This is a genomic window from Micromonospora sp. NPDC005194 (genome assembly GCF_040608335.1).
Lineage (GTDB): Bacteria > Actinomycetota > Actinomycetes > Mycobacteriales > Micromonosporaceae > Micromonospora.
The window spans coordinates 58,543-74,073 of record NZ_JBEXIA010000024.1 but is presented as its reverse complement, the minus strand read 5'-3'; the positions used below and the strand labels follow the sequence as shown (position 1 = coordinate 74,073).

Here is a 15,531-nt window from a genome sequence, read left to right as displayed (position 1 = left end):
GACCCCGGCCGATCGTGAGGCTGCCCATGGGGCCGACCGGAAACGATCAGGCCGACCGGCACCCGCCCCTCAGCAGGGCCGCCGGATGACGCTCAGAAGCCCAGCTTGCGCAACTGCCTCGGGTCGCGCTGCCAGTCCTTCGCGACCCGCACGTGCAGGTCGAGATAGACCCGGCTGCCCAGCAGCTCCTCGATCTGCCGGCGGGCGTTCGTGCCGACCTCCTTGAGCCGGCTCGCCTTGTGACCGAGGACGATGGCCTTCTGGCTGGGCCGTTCCACGTACAGGTCGGCGTAGATCTTCATGACCTGACCCTCGGGGATCATCTCCTCGACCACCACGGCGATGGAGTGTGGCAGCTCGTCGCGGACGCCCTCCAGGGCCGCCTCCCGGATCAGCTCGGCGACCATCACCTGCTCCGGGTCGTCGGTCAGCATGTCGTCCGGGTAGAGCTGGGGCGACGGCGGCAGGTATTTGGTCATCACGTCGACGAGCGTGTCCACCTGGTGCCCCGAGACGGCGCTCACCGGCACGATCTCGGCGAACTCGCCCAGCTCGCTGACCGCGAGCAACTGCTCGGCCAGCCGGCGCTTGTCCACCAGGTCGGTCTTGGTGACCACCGCCAGCACGGTCGCCTTCAGCTCGGCCAGCTCGCCGGTGATGAACCGGTCGCCGCGCCCCACCGGCTCGTCCGCCGGGATGCACAGGCCGATCACGTCGACCTCGGTCCAGGTCGAGCGGACCAGGTCGTTGAGGCGCTCACCGAGCAGCGTACGGGGGCGGTGCAGACCCGGCGTGTCCACCAGAACCAGCTGCGACTCCGGACGGTGCAGCACCGCCCGGATGACGTGCCGGGTGGTCTGCGGCTTGTTCGAGGTGATCGCGATCTTGGTGCCGACGATGGCGTTCGTCAGGGTGGACTTGCCGGCGTTGGGCCGGCCCACGAAGCAGCCGAACCCGGCCCGGTACGGACGCGGCTCCGGATCCCGGACGGGGCTCACTGGGTCACCGTGCCGAGCACGGTGCCGTCCGGGGCGGCCACGTGGATCGGCGCGTCCACGGCGAGGTCGCGTACCGCGGCGTGCCCGGCGCCGTCAAGCGTCGACGCCTCGGTCACCACCACCGCCGCCTCCAACCGGCCCGCACCGGCGGCCACGGCAGAGGCCACCGCCAACTGCAGGGCCGTGAGAGTCAGCGAGGGCAGCGCGACGCTGGCCGCCGCGTACGTCCGGCCGTCGGAGTCCCGGACCGCGGCCCCCTCCACGGCACCGACCCGCCCGCGGGCGCCCCGGGCCAGGACGACGAGCTTGCCGTCCTCGGCGCTCAGCGGTCCCGGTGCGGTGGGGGTGGGCCGGGCGGCGGGCGCGGCGGGTGTCTCAGGCATCGGCGGCTTGCCTCTCCTCGTCTCGGTAATGATCCGGGTCGTCCCCGGGGCCGGCATGGTCGCCGCGCCCGGTGCTGTCCTGCTCGTCGCCCGACTCCACCCTGCTGACCAGGACGGTGTCGATCCGGTTGCGCCGGCCCGTGGTGCCCTCGGCGACCAGCCGGAGGCCGGCCACCTCGGCCTGCGCTCCGGGGATCGGCACCCGTCCCAGCGACTGGGCGAGCAGGCCACCGACCGTCTCCACCTCGTCGGTGGGCAGATCGGCGCCGAACATCTCGCCCAGGTTCTCCACCGGCAGGCGGGCGGTCACCCGCACCGAGGAGTCCGCGAGGCGTTCGACCGGCGGGCGTTCGACATCGTACTCGTCGGTGATCTCACCGACGATCTCCTCCAGGATGTCCTCGATGGTGACCAGACCACCGGTGCCGCCGTACTCGTCGACCACGATGACCAGGTGGTTGCGGGCCGCCTGCATCTCCGACAGCAGATCGTCGACCGGCTTGGACTCCGGGACGAAGGTGGCCGGGCGCATCAGCTCGGCCACCGGCAACTGCTCGGCGTCCGGGTCGCCGCCCCGCGACCGCCGGATCAGGTCCTTGAGGTAGAGCACCCCGAGCACGTCGTCGACGCTCTCCCCGATCACCGGAATGCGGGAGAAACCCGACCGCAGGAAGAGCACCAACGCCTGGGCGAGGGTCTTGCCCTCCTCGATCCACACCATCTCGGTACGCGGGACCATCACCTCGCGGGCGATGGTGTCGCCGAGCGCGAAGACCGAATGGATCATCTGACGCTCGCCGTGCTCCACGACGCCGCGCTGCTCGGCCAGGTCCACCAGCTCACGCAGCTCCACCTGGCTGGCGAACGGCCCCTCCCGGAAGCCGCGCCCCGGGGTGACCGCGTTGCCGATCAGGATGAGCAGCGACGCGAGGGGGTTGAGCGCGCGGCCCAGCCAGCGGACCAGCGGCGCGACCGCCCGGCCCACCGCGTACGCGTGCTGCCGGCCGATGGTGCGCGGCGCGACACCGACCACCACGAAGCTGACCACGGTCATCGCGCCGGCGGTGACCAGCGCGGCACGCCAGCCGGCGCCGAAGCTGTCCACCGCGACCAACGCCACCAGCGTGGTGGCGGTCAGCTCGGCGAGCAGCCGCAGCAACAGCAGCAGATTGAGGTGCCGGACGACGTCCGAGGCCACGACCTGGAGGGTCCGGGCGCCGCGCACACCGTCCCGGGCCAGCTCGGCGGCCCGGGCCGGCGAGACCGCGGCGAGCGCCGCCTCGGTCATGGCGATCACACCGCCCAGCACCACCAGGCCCGCCGCGAAGACGATCAGTTGCAGGTCGGGAAGGCCGGCCGTGGGGCCGACCGCGAGTAACGAAGGAGTGGACATCACTGGGTGCGGGTCGACCGCCAGCTCGCCAGCAGTCGAGCCTGCAGAGCGAACATCTCGCGCTCCTCCTCCGGCTCGGCGTGGTCGTAGCCGAGCAGGTGCAGCACCCCGTGAACGGTGAGCAGGTGCAGCTCGTCGGCTGAGGCGTGCCCGGCGGTCGCCGCCTGCTTGGCCGCGACCTCGGGGCAGAGCACGATGTCACCGAGCAGGGCCGGCTCGCCGCCGGCGGGGGCGCTCTCGCCCGGACCGTGGTCGACGCTTCCCTCGTCCATCGGGAAGGCGAGCACGTCGGTCGGGCCGTCCCCACCCATCCAGCGGTGGTTCAGCTCGGTCATGTAGTCGATGTCGACCAGCAGCACGGAGAGCTCGGCGAGGGGGTTGACCCCCATCTCGTCGAGGGCGTGCCGGGCGACGGCGAGCACGGCGTCGGTGTCGACCTCGACACCGGACTCGTTGGCGATCTCGATGGACAACTGCTTTCCTCTGCTTTAGCGGCGGCGGCCGGACCGGCCGCCCTGGGCGGGTCGCCCGGGAACGGCGTGGACGCCCTGCGCCTGCTGGGTCTCCCGCTCGGCGTCCCAGCGGGCGTACGCGTCGACGATTTCCCCGACCAGCCGGTGGCGAACCACGTCGGAGCTGGACAACTGGGAGAAGTGCACGTCGTCGACGTTCTCCAGGATCTCCCGGACCACCCGCAGGCCGCTGCTCGTCCCGCCGGGAAGGTCCACCTGGGTGATGTCACCCGTCACGACGATCTTGGAGTTGAAGCCGAGTCGGGTGAGGAACATCTTCATCTGCTCGGGCGTCGTGTTCTGCGCCTCGTCCAAGATGATGAACGCGTCATTCAACGTCCTGCCCCGCATGTACGCCAGGGGCGCGACCTCGATCGTCCCGGCGGCCATCAGCTTCGGGATCGACTCCGGGTCGAGCATGTCGTGCAGCGCGTCGTAGAGCGGGCGCAGGTACGGGTCGATCTTCTCGTTGAGCGTGCCGGGCAGGAAGCCCAGCCGCTCCCCCGCCTCGACCGCCGGTCGGGTCAGGATGATGCGGTTGACCTGCTTGGCCTGGAGCGCCTGGACGGCCTTCGCCATCGCCAGGTAGGTCTTGCCGGTGCCGGCCGGGCCGATGCCGAAGACGATGGTGTTCGAGTCGATCGCGTCGACGTACCGCTTCTGCCCGAGCGTCTTGGGGCGGATGGTGCGCCCGCGACGGGAGAGGATGTCGAGGGTCAGGACCTCGGCGGGCCGCTCGGCGCTGCCCTGCTCGAGCATGCCGACGGTACGCCGGACGGCGTCAGTGGTCAGGGTCTCGCCTTTCTCGATGAGTTCGAGCAGCTCACTGAAGACCCGCTCGGCGAGGGCGTTGTCCGCGGGGGCGCCGGTGATCGTGATCTCGTTGCCCCGGACGTGCACGTCACTGGCGACCGAGCGTTCGACGAGTCGCAGGATCTCGTCGCCCGCGCCGAGCAGATTGACCATGATCTTGGAGTCGGGCACGGTGATCCTGGTCTGCACCCGGGGCGGGCCGGGAGGTGGGGTGCCGGTCATAGGTCGGGCCGAAGGGCCCTGCGCACCTGCTCTCGATCTCGGCGCCGGCCCTGCTGGCACGGCGTGCGGACGTTACACCCATCGTATCGGGTCAACGCGGGCCGCATCGCGCCCATTTCCGCTGGCCGCGATCAACTCCCGGCCCGGAAGTCGTACCGGTCGAAGGTCTCCTGGTGGCGGGTGAACCGGTAGGTCGCCCAGTGCATCCGGACCACCGTCTGAGCTTCGTCCCGGGTCAGCCGCAGCAGCTCGCCGACCTCCCGGCCGGAGACGGTCCGGAACACGTCCGGCCGGTCCGGCAGCGGTGCGAAGACCGCCGGGGGGCGGCCGGCCGCATCCCCGGCCCCGCGCGCCCGCAGGGCGCCGTCGTGCCAGGAGAAGACGTACTCGAAACCCTCGCCCCACCAGCGGCCGAGCACCCCCCGCAGGGCCGCCGGAGCGGGTGCGCCGGGCGTCCACGGCTCGATGTCGGCGGGATCGTGCTCGACCGCCTCGGTGAGCAGCCGGTGCGGCAGTTCGAGCAACTCGGCCGCTGTGCCGGACGAGCCGAGCACCGCGGCGCCCATCGCGCCGGCCGTGCCGTCGCCACCCCGCCGGCCGTACACGCCGGCCAGGAAGCCGGGCATCGCCCCGTCGTGCCCCACGTGCACCACCCGCTCGCCCTGCGGGACGAGGATCAGGCCGAGCCCGAAGCCGGCGCCCCAGAGCGTCTCGTCGGTCGTGGTCAACGGCCAGCGCATCTCGTCCAGGGTGCCCGGGGCGAGCACCGCGCCGGCCGGGTCGAGCGCCGCCGGGTCGGCGAGGAACGCCGCCCAGCGGGCCATGTCGGTCGCGGTGCTCCAGAGCTGGGCGGCCGGGCCCACCGCGCCGAAGTCGGTCGGCGGCTCCGGGTGCGCCTCGTCGGAGTACGCGTCGACCAGGTAGCCGGTGGCCGCCGAGGGCCGAGGGGTCACGGTCGTGTCGGTCAGCCCCAGCGGCGTCAGCACCCGCTCGGCGAGCACCTCCGCCCAGCTGCCCCCGCGCAGCCGACCGACCAGCAGGCCGAGCACGGCGAGGCCCAGGTTGGAGTAGTGGAAACGCCGGCCGGTGGGCAACACCCGCTCGGCGCGGTCCAGCCCGGCCACCAACTGCTCGGCGTCCGGCGCGTTCAGGGTGTCCCAGACGTCACCGAACGGCTCGCGTTGCAGGCCGCCGGTGTGCGACAGCAGCCGGCGCACGGTCAGCTCGCCGTGTGCGGGAAGGTCCAGGTGCCGGCCCACCGGGTCATCCAGGTCCAGCAGCCCGTCGTCGCGGCACTGGAGGGTGAGCACCGCCGTGAAGGTCTTGGTGACCGAGCCGATCCGGAACTGGGTGCCCGGACCCAACGGGCTGTCGGTGCCGGTGCCCCCGACAGTGCAGCTCCACAGCGGTCGGTCGGCCCGGTGCAGCGCCGCCGACACCGCCGGCACCCGGGCGTCGGCCTGCACCCGGCGGACCAGCCGGCCCAACCGGTCGTGCGCGTACGGGCCGGCCGTCACGCCAGGTCCCGGGCGAGCATCGGGCCGAGCGGCGCGCCACCGAGCAGGTGCGCGTGCGCGTGGAACACCTCCTGCCCGCCGTACACCCCGGTGTTGAACATCAGCCGGAACCCGTCGCCGAGCAGCCCCTCGTCATCGGCCACCGCGGCGGCCGTGGCGAGCACCGCACCGGCCAGCGCCGGGTCACCCTCGGCGAGCGTGGCGACGTCGGCGTAGTGCTCCTTCGGAATGACCAGGACGTGCACCGGGGCCTTCGGGTCGATGTCGCGGAAGGCGAGCGTGGTGGCGGTCTCCCGGACCACGGTGGCCGGAATCTCCCCGGCGACGATGCGGCAGAACAGGCAGTCGGATCCCATCGGGGCAGTGTAAGGACGCGGGGCACGGCTGAGGCAGGATGGCCGGCATGACGGATCGGGCGGTACTGGTGACTGGTTCCTCGCGTGGCATCGGCCGCGCGGTGGTGGAGGCGTTCGCCGCCAGCGGCGACCGGGTGGCCATCCACCACCGCGACTCCGGCGACGCGGCCGAGGAGCTGCGCGCGGGGCTGCCCGGCTCGGGGCACGTGGTGGTCCGCGCCGACCTCACCGACCCGGACGCCGTCCGGGCCATGGTCGACCGGGCCGCCGAACTGCTCGGCGGGCTGGACGTGCTGGTCAACAACGCCGGGACGTACGGCGACCGGGACGACCCGCACCCGATCTTCGGCGCCTCCTACGAGCAGTGGCAGCAACGCTGGCGGCAGGTGCTCGAGACCAACCTGACCGGCGCCGGCAACGTCATCTGGTGCGCCGCCCAGCACATGCGTGAACGCGGCGGGCGGATCGTCAACGTCTCGTCCCGGGGCGCGTTCCGCGGCGAGCCGCACCAGCCGGCGTACGGGGCCAGCAAGGCGGGGCTCAACGCGCTGGGCCAGTCCCTCGCCGTGGCCCTCGCGCCGTACGGCATCACGGTGGCCACCGTCGCGCCGGGCTTCGTGGCGACCGACATGGTCACCGAGTACCTGAGCGGTGCGGAGGGCGCGGCGATCCGGGCGCAGAGCCCGTTCGACCGGGTGGCCCGGCCGGAGGAGATCGCCGCCGCGGTGCACTGGCTGGCGTCCCCCGAGGCCGAGTGGGCCTCCGGCACGATCGTCGACCTCAACGGCGCCTCCTACCTGCGCACCTGACCACCCGCCAGCCCGCGCCGCCACCGGCCAGGGCCTCCCGCCTGCTCATCACGTCCTTTGCTCTGCTTCAACCACGGCAACACTCAACGGCCGAAACTGTTGCGTCGGTTGAAGCAGAGCAAAGGACGCGGACAAGGTGGGATGCCTGGGTCGGGGCACGAGTCACCACAGCTACACGAGTCACCACAGCTAGCGGTGGGACTACCAGCGGCCGAGGCGGGTGGCGAGCACGCTGAGCGCGGCCACGCCGGCCGTGGAGGTCCGCAGCACCTCCGGCCCGAGGCGTACCGGCCGGCCGCCGGCCTCGCGGAAGGCGGTCAACTCGGCCGGAGCGATGCCGCCCTCGGGGCCGACGACCAGGACGATCTCACCGATGGAGGGCAGGTCGGCGGTGGTGAGCCGCTCCTCGGCCTCCTCGTGCAGGACGAACCCGGCGGCGGCGCCGGCGATGCGGCGGGCGACCGTCGCGGTGGACTCGTCGGGCGCGCCGGCCACCACCGGCAGCCAGGGCCGGCGGGCCTGCTTCGCCGCCTCGCGGGCGGTGGCGACCCACTTCTCGCGGGCCCGTACGCCCCGGTCGCCGCGCCACTGGGCCACCGAGCGCGACGCCGCCCAGGGCACGATCTCGTCCACCCCGACCTCGGTCATCGCCTGCACGGCCAGCTCGCCCCGGTCACCCTTGGCGATGCCCTGCACGGTGACGATCCGGGGTACGGGCGCGTCCGCGTACCCCCGGGAGGTGACGGCGACCTCCAGGCTGCCCCGGCCGACGGCGGTGACCACGGCGGCGGCCGTGCCGCCCCGCCCGTCGGCGAGCAGCAGCTCCTCGCCGACGCGCAGCCGCTGCACGGTGGCGGCGTGGTGCCCCTCGGGCCCGTCGAGGGTCAGCGCGTCGCCGGTGGGCAGCGCGTCGACCAAAAAGAGCGGCGCGGACACGTCAGGCGTGGCCGTTGAACGCGTCGCGCATCCGGGAGAAGAAGCCGCCCTGCTTGGTCAGCTCGGCGACCTCCTCACCCCGGGTCTTGGCGAAGTCGCGCAGCATCTTCTCCTGGTCGGGGTCGAGCTTGGTGGGCGTCCGGACGTCGAGGTGCACGTAGAGGTCACCCCGGCCGGTGCCGCGCAGGTGCGGCACACCCCGGGCGCGCAGCCGCAGCGTGCTGGCCGGCTGGGTGCCGGCCTTGACGTCGACGGTCTCCTCGCTGTCCAGCGTCTTGATGGTGAGCCGGGTGCCCAGCGCGGCGGCGGTCATCGGCACGGTGACCCGGCAGTGCAGGTCGTCGCCCTTGCGGGAGTAGACGTCGTGTGGCCTCTCGTGGATCTCCACGTAGAGGTCACCGGCGGTGCCGCCGCCCGGGCCGACCTCGCCCTGCTGGGCCAGCCGGATCCGCATGCCGTCCTCGACACCGGCCGGGATCTTGACGGTGAGCGAACGGCGGGTGCGCACCCGGCCGTCGCCGGCACAGGTGGGGCAGGGGTGCGGGATGGTCGTGCCGTAGCCCTGGCAGACGGTGCACGGCCGGGCGGAGACCACCTGGCCGAGGAAGGTGCGCTGCACCGACTGCACCTCGCCCCGACCGCCGCACGCCTCGCAGGTGGCCAGGTGGGTGCCGGCCGCCGTGCCGGCGCCCGAGCAGGTGGTGCAGAGCACCGCGGTGTCGACGGTGATCGGGGCCTCGACGCCGAACGCCGTCTCGTGCAGGTCGAGTTCGAGCCGCAGGATCGCGTCGGCGCCCGGCCGGGTCCGCGGCCGTGGGCCACGGGCGCCACCTGCCGCGCCGCCGAAGAACGCGTCCATGATGTCCTGGAAGCCGACGAACGGGCCGGCTCCGCCCGGGCCACCCGGGCCGCCCGCGCCGCCGCCTCCCGGGGCGAGCGGGTCGCCACCCAGGTCGACGATCTGCCGCTTGCGGTCGTCCGAGAGGACCTCGTACGCGGCGTTGATGTCCTTGAACTTCTCCTGGGCCTCCGGGTCCGGATTGACGTCCGGGTGGAACTGGCGTGCCAGCTTGCGGTAGGCGCGCTTGATCTCGTCATCGGAGGCTTCCCGGCTGACACCGAGGATGCCGTAGTAGTCCCTGGCCACTGCGTTCCGTGTCCTCATGTTCGTCTCGCGTTACGCCGACCGGCGGCCGCAGCCGGCCGTCGGCCCTGACTGGTCAGTTCTGGGCCAGCAGCTCGCCCACGTAGCGTGCCACGGCGCGCACCGTGGCGATGGTGCCGGGGTAGTCCATGCGGGTGGGCCCCAACACGCCGAGGCCGCCCACGATGGTGGCACCCGGGCCGTACCCGGTGCTGACCACCGAGGCGGCGCGCAGGTTGTCGAACTCGTTCTCGTCGCCGATCAGGACCCGGGTCGTGCTGGGCTCGGTCTCGCCGATGAGCTTGAGCAGCACGACCTCCTCCTCCAGCGCCTCCAGGATGGGTCGCAGCGAGCCCTGGAAGTCGAGCAGGCCGCCCCGGGTGAGGTTGGCGGTGCCGGCCAGGGCGATGCGTTCCTCGTGCCGCTCGACAAGCGTCTCCAGCAGGACGGTGGAGAGGGTGGTCATCGCCGGACGCAGCTCGGCCGGCGCCTCCTCGACCAGCGCCTGCACCAGCGGCGGGGTCTCGGACAGCCGGGCGCCGGCGAGCTTCTCGTTGACGAGCCGGCGCAGGTCGGTGACGTCGTCGGCGGGGACCGGGCCGGGCAGCTCCACCAGCCGCTGCTCGACCCGCCCGGTGTCGGCGATCATGACGAGCATCAGCCGGGTGGTGGAGATCGGCACCAGCTCCAGGTGCCGCACCGAGGAGCGGGCCAGGCTCGGGTACTGCACGACGGCCACCTGCCGGGTGAGCTGGGCGAGCAGGCGTACGGTGCGGTGCACCACGTCGTCGAGATCGACCGCGCCGACGAGGAAGCGCTCGATGGCCCGACGTTCGGCGGGACTGAGCGGCTTGACCCGGGACAGCCGGTCGACGAAGAGGCGGTAGCCGCGGTCGGTGGGCACCCGGCCGGCACTGGTGTGCGGCTGCCGGATGTAGCCCTCCTCCTCCAGCACGGCCATGTCGTTGCGGACCGTCGCCGGGGAGACCCCGAGCTGGTGGCGCTCGACCAGCGCCTTGCTGCCGACCGGCTCCTGGGTGGAGACGTAGTCCTCGACGATGGCGCGGAGCACGGCGAGCTTGCGGTCGTCCAGACCCATCCTCCGCACCTCCTGTCGCACGTCGGCCGGCGGCCCACCCGGGGCCGACGGCCGTCCTGGCACTCGACTGTAACGAGTGCCAGTCTACGTCGGCACCCCCACCGACGCGATGATCAACGACAGGCCGTGGGTGCGGCCCGCGCCACCTTGCGCGGGCCGATCGGCCCGCGCGGCCGGGCGGTATCGCTCTGGTGCGACGTTGCCGCCGACACCTACCGTGACAGTCATGACTGAACCACCTCGCCCTCCCGGCGCGGGAGACCCCGGCAGTTACCCGCCGGAGCCGACTCTCCCGGGCTCGCCCTCCGCGGCCGAGCCGCCCACCGCACCACTGTCCGGGGCACCCGGCCCGGCCGGCTATCCCCCGGCCGGTGGCTATCCGCCGCCCACCGGTGACCAACCGCCGTCGGGCGGCTACCCTCCGCCAGGTGGTTACCCCCCGCCGGGCGGTTACCCCCCGGGCAGCCCGACTGGCGGCTATCCGACCGGCGGCGCCTTCGGCGGCCCCGGCGGCGGCTACGCCAACAACGAGGACAAGACCTGGGCGCTGGTCGCGCACTTCGGCGGCGCGGCCGGCATGATCATCAGTGGGGGCGTGCTCGGCTGGGTCGCCCCGCTGGTGGCGATGCTGGCCCGGGGCAACCAGTCCCCGACGGTCCGGGCGCACGCCGTCGCCGCGCTCAACTTCCAGCTCATCTGGTCGATCGTCGGCCTGGTCGGCTGGGTGCTCTCGTGCATCCTGATCGGCTTCATCGGCGTCGGGGCGGCCATCATCCTCGGTGCCGTGTTCGGCATCCTCGCCGGCATCAAGGCCAACGAGGGCAGCCTCTACCGCTACCCCCTCTCGGCCAACCTCGTCAAGTGATCCGGGCCGGCCGCTCCCCCGGCCGGTCCGGCGCACCGCCCGCACGGCCGGCCGGGGCGCGGGCTGACCGGCGACGGTCGGTCGCACCTGCCGGCCGGGGCGGCGCGTCCGGGTCAGGGCAGCAGGTCGCGGACGACCGCGTCGGCGAGCAGCCGGCCGCGCAGCGTGAGCACCGCTCGGCCGGCGGCGTAGTCCCCGGCGGCCAGCAGGCCGTCGGCGAGGGCCCGCTCGGCGCCGGCCCGGCCGGCCGCGTCGAGCACCGCCAGCGGCAGCCCGCTGGCGAGCCGCAGCCGGAGCATCACGTCCTCCATGTGGGCCTCGTCGACGGTGAGCACCTCGCGGGCCAGGCCGGGTGACGCGCCGGAGGCCAGCCGCTGGGCGTACGTCGTGGGGTGCTTGACGTTCCACCAGCGCACCCCGCCGACGTGGCTGTGCGCCCCCGGGCCGAGCCCCCACCAGTCCGCGCCGGTCCAGTAGAGCAGGTTGTGCCGGCACCGGGCCGCGTCGGTGCGCGCCCAGTTGGACACCTCGTACCAGGACAGGCCGGCCGCGTCGAGGGCGGCCTCCGCGGCCAGGTAGCGGTCCGCGGCGACGTCGTCGCTGGGGTACGCCAGCTCGCCGCGCCGCATCCGGGCGGCGAGCCGGGTGCCGTCCTCGACGATGAGGGCGTACGCGCTGACGTGATCGACCCCGGCGGCGACGACCTGCTCCAGGGTTGCGGCGAAGTCCTCGACCCGCTCCCCCGGCGTGCCGTAGATCAGGTCCAGGTTGACGTGCTCGAACCCGGCGTCGCGTGCCTCAAGGGCGGCGGCGGTGGCCCGACCGGCGCTGTGTTTGCGGTCCAGGATCGCCAGCACCCCCGGGGAGGCGGACTGCATGCCCAGCGAGATCCGGGTGTAGCCGGCTGCCCGCAGCCGCCGCAACGACTCCGGGGTCACCGACTCCGGGTTGGCCTCGGTGGTCACCTCGACGTCGGCGGCGAGCCCCCAGGTGCGGTCGATGCCGTCGAGGATGCGGGCCAGGTCGTCGGCGGGGAGCAGGGTCGGGGTGCCGCCGCCGACGAAGACCGTGTCGACCCGGGGCGGCGGACTGTCGCCGAGCACCCGGGCGGCGAGCGACAGCTCGGCCAGCACGGTGTCGGCGTACGCCTCGCGGCTGGCGCCCCCGCCCAGCTCGGCGGCCGTGTAGGTGTTGAAGTCGCAGTAGCCGCAGCGACTGGCGCAGAACGGCACGTGGACGTACACGCCGAAGCCGCGCGCGCCGACCGCCGAGGTGGCGGTGGCGGGCAGCGATCCGTCGACGGGGACGGTCTCACCATCTGGAAGGACGCCGGGCATGGCCACTAGTGTGCCCGGCATGACCTCTCCCGACGTCCTCGTGCGGGTCGCCACGGCCCGTGGGGTGACCACCCTCACCCTGGACAGCCCACACAACCGCAATGCGCTCTCCACCGCCCTGATGACCCAGTTGCTGGCCGGACTGGCCGACGCGGTGGCCGACGACGCGGTCCGGGTGATCGTGCTGGACCACACGGGCCCGGTCTTCTGCGCGGGCGCGGACCTGAAGGAGACCGCTGCGGCGTACGCCAGCGGCACGGTGCCGGCCGGGATGCTGGGGGACGTGCTGGCGGCGCTCTGGGACTGCCCGAAGCCGGTGCTCGCGCGGGTCGCCGGGCCGGCTCGGGCCGGCGGGCTGGGCCTGATCGCGGCCGCCGACCTGGCGGTCTGCGCCGACGAGGCGACGTTCGCCTTCACCGAGGTGCGGATCGGGGTGATCCCGGCGGTGATCTCGGCAACCGTGCTGCCCCGCCTGCACCCGCGTGCCGCCGCCGAGCTGTACCTGACCGGCGACACCTTCGACGGCCGCCGGGCGGCCGAGATCGGCCTGGTCACGGCCGCCGTGCCGGCCGACGGGCTGGACGACGCGGTACGGCGCTACTGCGACTCGCTGGTGCGCGGCGCGCCCGGCGCGCTGGCCGGCGCGAAGGAGCTGCTGCGCCGACCGGGCACCACCGAGCTGCGGGCTGACCTGGCGCGGCTGTCCGCCCTCTCGACCGGTTACTTCCTCTCCGACGAGGGGCGCGAGGGGGTCCTGGCCTTCCGGGAAAAGAGATTGGCTCGATGGGTGGCCGCTCTGGACGGTGGTTCCGCTGATCATGCCGGGTAGGGGCGGGACGCGCCGCTGAACGTGCCGGGTAGGGCCGGGACGTGTCAATCGGTCAAGTCCTTGACCGGTCAATCGCTTCCCGGCGTCCAGGTCGGGTGACGTGGCAGACAACCCAGAGCCCGGTCGGCGCGGCAGGTGAGTTCGGCGCCGGAGCGGGAACGTCCCGATCGGTACGCGGCGGCAGCGCGGACCCCGAACCGGTCGGACGACCCGGACGACGCCACCGGGGACGTACGCTTGTCGAACTGTCGATCAGGGGGTGTGGGTGCGAACTCGGGCAACCGTGGCGGGTGGAGTGGTGCTCATCCTCGTCGCTGTGATCGCGATCTGGCTCGTCGTCCGGCAGGTCGGGGATCAACTGCGACTGCCGCGGGCGGGACGCACCTGCACGGTCCAGGCCGACGGCCGGGTCGCGCTGGACGTCGAGCAGATGGCCAACGCGGCGACCATCGCGGCGATCGGCGCCCAGCGCGGGATGCCGGAGCGGGCCGTGGTGATCGCGCTGGCCACCGCCTACCAGGAGTCGGGGCTGCGCAACCTCGCCGACGGCGACCGGGACTCGGTCGGCCTGTTCCAGCAGCGCCCGAGTCAGGGCTGGGGCACGTCGGCGCAGATCCGCGACTCCCGCTACGCGGCGAACAGGTTCTACGCCGCGCTGAAGAAGGTGCGCGGCTGGGAGAAGATGCGGGTCACCGATGCCGCCCAGCGGGTGCAGCGCTCGGCGTTCCCCGAGGCGTACGAGAAGTGGGCCGACGACTCCGAGGTGCTCAGCAAGGCACTGCTCGGCGACGTCACCGGCGCGGTGGCCTGCACGGTGGGGCGTACCCCGGTGATGCACGGCGCGGCGGCGACCGCCCAACTGACCCGCAACCTGGTGCTGGACTGGGGCGTGTCGAGCGCCGGCCCGGCCAGCCAGACCGGGCTGGCGGTGACGGCGGACGACCAGCGCGACGGTTGGCGGTACGCGCACTGGCTGGTCTCGCACGCCCAGGACCACGGGGTGAAGCGGGTCCGCTTCGGCGACCTGGAGTGGACCGCCCGCAACGGCACCTGGGGCCGGGTCACCGGCGAGCAGGGCCCCGCCGGTCAGGTGGTGGCCGAGGTCTTCGCCGAGGGCTGACGACCCGGATCTCTTAACCGGCAGTCACCGCACAATCGGGCACGGCACCACATGATGCCCAATTCACCACAGAAATCTCACTGTCCGCAGCAGTACCGCTGCACATGGTCTGGTCCGGGTCCGCCCGCGCCGCACGCCCTCCCCGATGTCTGGACAGTCGCGTTACGATCGGCGGCCTGTGCCAGAAATGGTTTCACCTCATGGGGAGGGGTACGACGCGGTGTTCGATTACGGCGACCGGACCGGCTACGAACCGATCAGCGACACTGACCGCAAGGAGTTCCACGAGCAGGGCTTCCTCCTGCTGCGCAACGTCCTGACGGAGGACCACCGGGCGGCGCTGGAGGCGGCTGTCGACCGCGTCTACGCGGAGGAGCAGGCCAAGGGCAACACCAAGAAGGACGGCACGCTGCACCTGCTGGGCTTCCTGGAGCGTGACGAGCTCTTCGGCGAGCTGCTCACCCACCCGATCGCCTTCCCGTACATGTGGGGGCTGGCCGGCTGGAACATCTACACCCACCACAACCACCTGGACGTCACCCCGCCGGCCGCCGAGCCGGAGAAGCCGTACTGGGGCTGGCACCAGGACGGGTACCGGCAGAACTCCGACCCGGAGACGATGGACCCGAACCTGCCCCGGCCGATGTTCTCGCTGAAGGTCGCGTACGTGCTGTCCGACCTGTCGCAGACCGGCCGTGGCGCCACCAAGGTCATCCCGGGCAGCCACCTGTGGAACTCGCTGGACCGGCCCAAGGACCTCAGCGTGCACAACCCGGACCCGGAGGGCACGGTGGAGATCACCGCGAACCCGGGCGACGCGTTCATCTTCGACCGTCGGCAGTGGCACTCCCGCTCGACGAACCTGTCGACCATCACCCGCAAGATGCTCTTCGTCGGCTACACCTACCGCTGGATCCGGCCGCTCGACGAGCTGCACCCGGACCTGAACGGCGAGTGGTACCGCAACCGCACCCCCGTGCAGCGCCAGCTGATCGGTGAGGGCACCCACACCGCCAACTACTGGGGCATCAACTGGGACGGGTACGTCGACGACGAGATCCCGCTGCGCAAGGAGCTCAAGGAGCGCGGGCTGCTGGACCGCAACATCCCCTGGCTGCGCTGATCACCTGCGTCTGCGAACGGCCCCCCGCCACCGTCGGCGGGGGGCCGTTCTCGTATCCGCTTCCGGGCCATCCGG

At 72.8% G+C, this 15,531-nt stretch carries 16 protein-coding genes; 5 read left to right on the top strand and 11 right to left on the bottom strand.

All coding sequences use genetic code 11. The features are described from left to right. Positions 1-92 precede the first annotated feature (92 nt). The 7 genes from era to ABZU53_RS20730 form a co-directional block, all read right to left on the bottom strand. Entirely contained in the window at positions 93-998 is a 906-nt protein-coding gene (gene era, locus ABZU53_RS20760) for a GTPase Era (protein ID WP_354862025.1), read from the bottom strand. After that, entirely contained in the window at positions 995-1,381 is a 387-nt protein-coding gene (locus ABZU53_RS20755) for a cytidine deaminase (RefSeq protein WP_234587216.1), read from the bottom strand. The genes era and ABZU53_RS20755 overlap by 4 nt, the downstream gene beginning before the upstream one ends. After that, a complete protein-coding gene (locus tag ABZU53_RS20750; protein WP_354862038.1) occupies positions 1,374-2,798 on the bottom strand; it encodes a hemolysin family protein in 1,425 nt (474 codons plus the stop codon). The genes ABZU53_RS20755 and ABZU53_RS20750 overlap by 8 nt, the downstream gene beginning before the upstream one ends. Further along, the gene (ybeY, locus tag ABZU53_RS20745; protein WP_007463954.1) at positions 2,774-3,247 is read right to left on the bottom strand and encodes an rRNA maturation RNase YbeY; all 474 of its coding nucleotides are present in this window, start codon (positions 3,245-3,247) and stop codon (positions 2,774-2,776) included. The genes ABZU53_RS20750 and ybeY overlap by 25 nt, the downstream gene beginning before the upstream one ends. A gap of 15 nt (positions 3,248-3,262) precedes the next feature. After that, a complete protein-coding gene (locus ABZU53_RS20740; protein ID WP_354862027.1) occupies positions 3,263-4,321 on the bottom strand; it encodes a PhoH family protein in 1,059 nt (352 codons plus the stop codon). Positions 4,322-4,452: 131 nt separating this feature from the next. Next, a complete protein-coding gene (locus tag ABZU53_RS20735) occupies positions 4,453-5,838 on the bottom strand; it encodes a serine hydrolase domain-containing protein (protein WP_355067063.1) in 1,386 nt (461 codons plus the stop codon). Then, complete coding sequence (locus ABZU53_RS20730; RefSeq protein ID WP_354862031.1) at positions 5,835-6,194, bottom strand: histidine triad nucleotide-binding protein; 360 nt, start codon at positions 6,192-6,194, stop codon at positions 5,835-5,837. The genes ABZU53_RS20735 and ABZU53_RS20730 overlap by 4 nt, the downstream gene beginning before the upstream one ends. A gap of 47 nt (positions 6,195-6,241) precedes the next feature. On the opposite strand from ABZU53_RS20730, the gene ABZU53_RS20725 reads away from it, so the two are divergent. Continuing rightward, complete coding sequence (locus ABZU53_RS20725) at positions 6,242-7,003, top strand: SDR family oxidoreductase (protein WP_355067062.1); 762 nt, start codon at positions 6,242-6,244, stop codon at positions 7,001-7,003. A gap of 201 nt (positions 7,004-7,204) precedes the next feature. On the opposite strand, the gene ABZU53_RS20720 is transcribed toward ABZU53_RS20725, so the two are convergent. The 3 genes from ABZU53_RS20720 to hrcA all read right to left on the bottom strand — a co-directional run bounded on the left by ABZU53_RS20720 (position 7,205) and on the right by hrcA (position 10,182). Beyond that, a complete protein-coding gene (locus tag ABZU53_RS20720) occupies positions 7,205-7,939 on the bottom strand; it encodes a 16S rRNA (uracil(1498)-N(3))-methyltransferase (protein WP_355067061.1) in 735 nt (244 codons plus the stop codon). A gap of 1 nt (position 7,940) precedes the next feature. Continuing rightward, positions 7,941-9,086 carry a molecular chaperone DnaJ gene (gene dnaJ / locus ABZU53_RS20715; RefSeq protein WP_172899204.1) on the bottom strand — a complete coding sequence of 382 codons (1,146 nt, stop codon included), beginning with the start codon at positions 9,084-9,086 and terminating at the stop codon, positions 7,941-7,943. Positions 9,087-9,159: 73 nt separating this feature from the next. After that, the gene (hrcA, locus tag ABZU53_RS20710) at positions 9,160-10,182 is read right to left on the bottom strand and encodes a heat-inducible transcriptional repressor HrcA (RefSeq protein WP_354862040.1); all 1,023 of its coding nucleotides are present in this window, start codon (positions 10,180-10,182) and stop codon (positions 9,160-9,162) included. A gap of 226 nt (positions 10,183-10,408) precedes the next feature. On the opposite strand from hrcA, the gene ABZU53_RS20705 reads away from it, so the two are divergent. Continuing rightward, positions 10,409-11,047 (top strand): DUF4870 domain-containing protein, encoded by a 639-nt coding sequence (locus ABZU53_RS20705; RefSeq protein WP_355067060.1) that lies wholly within the window; start codon positions 10,409-10,411, stop codon positions 11,045-11,047. A gap of 113 nt (positions 11,048-11,160) precedes the next feature. Here the strand turns inward: ABZU53_RS20705 and hemW are convergent, their stop codons facing one another. After that, on the bottom strand, positions 11,161-12,384 hold the full coding sequence (hemW, locus tag ABZU53_RS20700; protein ID WP_355067079.1) for a radical SAM family heme chaperone HemW: 1,224 nt from the start codon (positions 12,382-12,384) through the stop codon (positions 11,161-11,163). Positions 12,385-12,403: 19 nt separating this feature from the next. Here hemW and ABZU53_RS20695 point away from each other — a divergent pair, with 19 nt between their 5' ends. From ABZU53_RS20695 to ABZU53_RS20685, 3 genes are all read left to right on the top strand, one after another. Further along, positions 12,404-13,213, top strand: coding sequence for an enoyl-CoA hydratase-related protein (locus ABZU53_RS20695; protein ID WP_355067059.1), 810 nt, complete (start codon positions 12,404-12,406; stop codon positions 13,211-13,213). Positions 13,214-13,472: 259 nt separating this feature from the next. Next, complete coding sequence (locus ABZU53_RS20690; protein ID WP_355067058.1) at positions 13,473-14,333, top strand: hypothetical protein; 861 nt, start codon at positions 13,473-13,475, stop codon at positions 14,331-14,333. 220 nt (positions 14,334-14,553) lie between these two features. Next, on the top strand, positions 14,554-15,456 hold the full coding sequence (locus ABZU53_RS20685; RefSeq protein WP_354857982.1) for a phytanoyl-CoA dioxygenase family protein: 903 nt from the start codon (positions 14,554-14,556) through the stop codon (positions 15,454-15,456). Positions 15,457-15,531: the final 75 nt, after the last annotated feature.

What these genes read in the sequence shown, in the direction of transcription:
- hemW (WP_355067079.1), bottom strand. Translation starts at nt 12,384, where the DNA reads ATGCCCGGCGTCCTTCCAGATGGTGAGACCGTCCCCGTCGACGGATCG.
- ABZU53_RS20705 (WP_355067060.1), top strand. Translation starts at nt 10,409, where the DNA reads ATGACTGAACCACCTCGCCCTCCCGGCGCGGGAGACCCCGGCAGTTAC.
- hrcA (WP_354862040.1), bottom strand. Translation starts at nt 10,182, where the DNA reads ATGGGTCTGGACGACCGCAAGCTCGCCGTGCTCCGCGCCATCGTCGAG.
- ABZU53_RS20730 (WP_354862031.1), bottom strand. Translation starts at nt 6,194, where the DNA reads ATGGGATCCGACTGCCTGTTCTGCCGCATCGTCGCCGGGGAGATTCCG.
- ABZU53_RS20755 (WP_234587216.1), bottom strand. Translation starts at nt 1,381, where the DNA reads ATGCCTGAGACACCCGCCGCGCCCGCCGCCCGGCCCACCCCCACCGCA.
- ABZU53_RS20725 (WP_355067062.1), top strand. Translation starts at nt 6,242, where the DNA reads ATGACGGATCGGGCGGTACTGGTGACTGGTTCCTCGCGTGGCATCGGC.
- ABZU53_RS20695 (WP_355067059.1), top strand. Translation starts at nt 12,404, where the DNA reads ATGACCTCTCCCGACGTCCTCGTGCGGGTCGCCACGGCCCGTGGGGTG.
- ABZU53_RS20740 (WP_354862027.1), bottom strand. Translation starts at nt 4,321, where the DNA reads ATGACCGGCACCCCACCTCCCGGCCCGCCCCGGGTGCAGACCAGGATC.